The sequence below is a fragment of the Corallococcus carmarthensis genome (assembly GCF_003611695.1).
In the GTDB taxonomy this organism is placed as follows: Bacteria; Myxococcota; Myxococcia; order Myxococcales; family Myxococcaceae; genus Corallococcus; species Corallococcus carmarthensis.
In genome coordinates, this window is record NZ_RAWE01000378.1 from 1 (window position 1) to 4,739 (window position 4,739).

General features: G+C 73.6%; 2 protein-coding genes. One reads left to right on the top strand and one right to left on the bottom strand.

Annotated elements, in window-relative coordinates; translation table 11 throughout:
- A partial coding sequence (locus D7X32_RS43280; protein WP_147450504.1) for a DEAD/DEAH box helicase occupies nucleotides 1-1,795 on the top strand: 1,795 nt, incomplete at its 5' end.
- 53 nt (nucleotides 1,796-1,848) lie between these two features.
- Here D7X32_RS43280 and D7X32_RS43285 read toward each other — a convergent pair.
- The gene (locus tag D7X32_RS43285; protein ID WP_120608320.1) at nucleotides 1,849-4,713 is read right to left on the bottom strand and encodes a type 2 lanthipeptide synthetase LanM family protein; all 2,865 of its coding nucleotides are present in this window, start codon (nucleotides 4,711-4,713) and stop codon (nucleotides 1,849-1,851) included.
- Between the last annotated feature and the right edge of the window lie 26 nt (nucleotides 4,714-4,739).

Genomic DNA, 4,739 nt, shown 5'->3' on the forward strand with positions numbered 1-4,739 from the left:
CGCTACCCCCGAAACCCCCACCTTCGACGCCCTCGGGCTCAAGCCCGAGCTCGTCGAGGCGCTGACGTCGCTCGGCTACGAAGAGCCCACCCCCATCCAGGCCGCCGCGCTCCCGCCGCTGCTGGCCGGCAAGGACCTGCTGGGCATCGCCGCCACGGGGACCGGCAAGACGGCCGCGTTCTCGCTTCCGCTGCTGCAGCACCTGAAGCCGGGCGCCGCGGCGCCGCACGGCACCTCCGCGCTGGTGCTCGTGCCCACCCGCGAGCTGGCCATGCAGGTGTCCGAGGCCATCCACCGCTACGGCCAGAAGCTGGGCGTCAGCGTGCTCCCGCTCTACGGCGGCCAGGAGATTGGCCGGCAGCTGCGCGTGCTCAAGCGCGGCGTGGACGTCATCGTCGCCACGCCGGGCCGCGCGTTGGATCACCTGCGCCGCAAGACGCTGAAGCTGGACCAGGTGCGCACGGTGGTCCTGGACGAGGCGGACGAGATGCTCGACATGGGCTTCGCGGACGACCTGGAGGCCATCCTCTCCGAGACGCCCGAGCAGCGGCAGACGGCGCTGTTCTCCGCCACCCTGCCCCCGCGCATCGCCAGCATCGCGGAGCGCCACCTGCACGAGCCCGTGCGCGTGCGCATCGAGAAGGAGAAGCTGGAGGCCGGGGAGATGCCCCGCGTCCGGCAGACGGCCTACATCGTGCCGCGCGCGTTCAAGATCGCCACGCTGGGCCGGGTGCTGGACCTGGAGTCCCCCACCGCCGCCATCGTGTTCTGCCGCACGCGCACGGAGGTGGATGAGCTCACCACGTCCCTCAACGGCCGGGGCTGGCGCGCGCACGCGCTGCACGGCGGCATGAGCCAGGAGCAGCGCGACCGCGTCATCAAGCAGTTCAAGTCGCAGGCGGCGGACCTGCTCATCGCCACGGACGTCGCGGCGCGCGGCCTGGACATCCCCCGGCTGTCGCACGTGGTGAACTTCGACGTGCCCAACGCGCCGGAGGCCTACGTGCACCGCATCGGCCGCACGGGCCGCGCCGGCCGCGAGGGCGTGGCCATCACCCTGCTGGAGCCCCGCGAGCACCGGCTCTTGCGCAACATCGAGCGGCTCACCGGCCAGCGCATCGAGGTCACCGCGGTCCCCACCGTGTCGGACCTGCGCGCGCGCCGGCTGGAGGTGATCCGCTCGTCGCTGCGCGAGGCGCTCGTGGGCGGGGAGCTGGATGCGTTCCGAGGCATCGCGGAGGACCTGTCCGGCGAGTTCAGCGTCATGGACGTGGCCGCCGCCGCCATCAAGCTCCTCCAGGAGAAGGAGGACGAGGGCAGGGAGTCCGCCGAGCAGGACATTCCCCAGGTGTCCGCGCCGGCGGAGCGGAAGTTCGCGCGTCCGGAGCGCTCCGGGCCTCCGGGCCGGGGCGGTGAACGTTCCGAGCGCCCGGCGCGAAGCCCCCGGACGGACCGGCCCGAGCGTGGCGACCGGCCCGAGCGCGGCGAGCGGCCCGAGCGCGGCGAACGAGAAGATCGGGGTGCCCCCGCGCGTCCCCAGCGCGCGCCGGAGTGGAACGTCACGCGCCTGTTCATCGGCGCGGGCCGCACCGCGGGCATGCGGCCGGCGGACCTCGTGGGCGCCATCGCGGGCGAGGCGGGGCTCGAGTCCTCGCGCATCGGCGCGATCCACATCGCGGACATGTACTCCATCGTGGAGGTGCCGGAGCCGGACGCCGCGCGCATCATCTCCGCGCTGAAGGGCTCCACGCTGCGCGGCCGCAAGGTCACCGTGCGCCGCGACACCCGCGACTGAAGCACCCCGCTCGTCACCGGCCCTGCCTCACGGGCGGGCCGGTGACGCACGCCTCAGGGCGCGTCCGGATCCAGGTCCGGCGCGCGCCCCAGCAGCAGCGGTGACGCGAGCCGGCTCTCCGGGTGCATGCGCAGCAGCGTGTGGATGACGCCGCCCAGCCCCGCCATCAGCCCGGGCGAGAAGGCGTCGCGAGCCAGCCCCGCCACCGGGCCGCGCGTCTCCAGGCCGGAGATGAGCTCCGCGTCCAGCGTCTCCCGGTCCGCCCCCAGCGGCTCCGAGGCCAGCCGCCGCGACGTCTCCAACAGCTCCCACAACCCCAGGTCGCCGTGGCACAGGGTCTGGGTCCAGCCAAAGCCCTCGCGCAGGGCCGCGGCCCGGGCCCGCTGGAAGAGGTCCCCGTAGCGCGCCGCCCCGGTGCGGGCGAAGAGGTCCGCCGCCGCCAGGCCGATGCCCGTGCTCCCGTGGCACCAGGTCGTCAGTTGATCCGTGGCGTCCGGGCGGCGCAGGTCCGTCCAGTTGCCAAGCTCCGGGCGGTAGAGCCCGTCCACGAAGTCGAAGGCGCGCTCGGACAGGCTCCGCCACCGCCGCCGGTCCGCCGCCGTCCCCGCCGCGCTCAGGCCCAGCCGCGCCAGCGCCCAGCCGATGCCCGCCGTGCCGTGCGCGAAGCCGCCAATGGGCTCCGGGAACATGGACGTGGACCAGCGCGCGTCCCCCGCCACGCTCCGCGCCGTGTCCTCCAGCCGCTGGCCCGCGTGCGCCGCCAGGTCCAGCCACTTCGGCTCGCCCGTCTGGTCCACCAGGTTGAGCAGCGGGACGATGACCCCCGCCACGCCGCCCAGAACCTCCAGCAGTCCGTCCGCGTCCAGCACCTGTGGCGTCAGCGCCGCCGCGCGCTCGCGGGCCCGGTCCAACGCGCCGGGGACGGTGCCCAGGTCGTGCAGCGTGGACCAGATCCACACTTGCGACGCGAGCCCGGAGAAGCCACCCGGCGACTTCACCGGTACGCGGTCCTCCGTGGCGCGAAGCACCGCGAGCGTGCCTTCCAGCAGCGCGGGCAGTCCGTCCACTGCGTCCGCACGGCCGTGCTGGACCTCGCGCAGGTACTGGGCCAGCACCACCGTGATGCCACCCTGACCGCTGTAGTGCTCGGCGGAGAGGGGGCGCACGGCCCAGCCGTGTTCGGCGAGCACCGGGCTGATCCACGTCACCGTCCCGTCCGGTCCCTTCACGGCCGCGTCGCCCACGCGGCGGACCAGCTTGGACAGTTGTGCCCGGCGCCGTGCATCCAATCGCTCCCGGCGCGCGGGCGTGGCTGGCGCGGGGACGCGGGGAGGCACGGTCTTCTCGTTGAGGTAGGCGCTGATCAGCGTGCTCTGGATGGTCATCTCCTCCAGGGGCACATCCACGGAGCGCCATGCCTCCACCGAGGCGTCGATCACGCTCCGGGTCACGGGCTGGGTGAAGACGGGGATGTCGCCCACGCACAGGTCCGCGAGCTCCTCATCGATGACGGGCGTCGCGGAGGGCGCGCCGGGGGAGACGTCCGCGTTCTTCCGCATCACCTCCCGCGCCCGCGCGTGGGCCTTGGGCGCGTCATAGAGGGAGGCCGGATGCCAGAGCATCCGCAGCAGCTCCGCATAGGTCTGGGTGGGCCGCAGGATGCGCCGGACCACCGCGCCCATGAACGGATCCAGCAGCGGGCGCAGCTCGCCGTTCGCATCCAGCGCCTTCATCCGCGCGGTGAGCTCGTGGAAACCCTCCACGACCCGATCCCAATACAGCGCGAGCACGGGCTCCGGGCTGGGGTGGTTCTTCGCCATCGGGCGCTCCATCAGCGCCATGCCCAGGCGCGCGCCGTCCGTGCCACCCTCGACGATGAGCGGCGCCGCGATGCGCGGCTGCTGCCCTGGGAGCGAGCCCGCGGCGGAGATGTCCAGGCCGCCCAGCCCAGGACCTCCGCTGCGCACGGGAAGCAGGCCCGTGCGCAGGACGGTGCCCCGGATGGCCTTCGCGGCCAGGTCCACCGCCAGCCCGCGCTCCGCCGGGGGCACGGGAGGGTCCGGCGTGAAGAGGCTCTCCACGTCCACCACCGCGGGCACCGGCCCATGCGCGATGAGGTTCTCCGAGTGCAGGTCCGTGCCGCCCAGCAGGCGCATCACCGCGAGCCAGTGGCCCAGGTTCCGGTAGAAGCGCGCGAACTCGGCTTCGCCCTCGCAGTAGCGGTGCTCCACGAACTCCGCCCAGCCGTAGCCCGCGCGCACCAGCACGGCCGGCACCCGGATGCGCAAGCGGGTGTCCTCTGTTGCGAGCAGCCGCGCCAGCAGCCCTTCCAGCGCGCGGTCCACGCGCATGCACCGGGGCTTGTAGAGCACCGCGCCCTCCGCCAGCTCCAGGAGCGCCACCGTCTGACCGCCCCGGTGGGCATCCCCTTCGCCCAGCCGCAGGCGCTTGAGCGCGCCGCGAGGACGACCCGGTAGCTCCTTCAGGGACTCGCGGTCCGCGACGAACCGCTCCGCCAGCCGCAGCACCGCCTGGGTCTGGAGCCGCCCCAACGTCGCCAGCCGCTCCATGAGCGGCGGATAGCGCCCGCGCAGGTGCTCATGGAAGTCAGACGTGCAGGCAAGCTCGAGGAACTGGCCCCACCGTCCTGACGAGTCCGCGGCGTCGAGCCGTCCCTCCAACGACGCGGCATGCAACTCCAGGAGGAGCACGCGGTTGAGCTTGAACTGGGCGCGGAAGCCCAGCATCTCCCGGGCCGCGCTCTCCACCGCGTCGCGCTCGGCTGGGGAGAGGCCCTGGATTCGCGAAAGCCGTTGCGACAACGAGTCCAGGTGCGGCGTCAGCAGGACGTTCACGGGGCGCGCGAGCCATCCCTCGGGAGGGACCTCGGCAGCCGTCGACGCTTCCTCGTGGACCATGAGGGGGGCTCCCTGGGGGTGGGGAC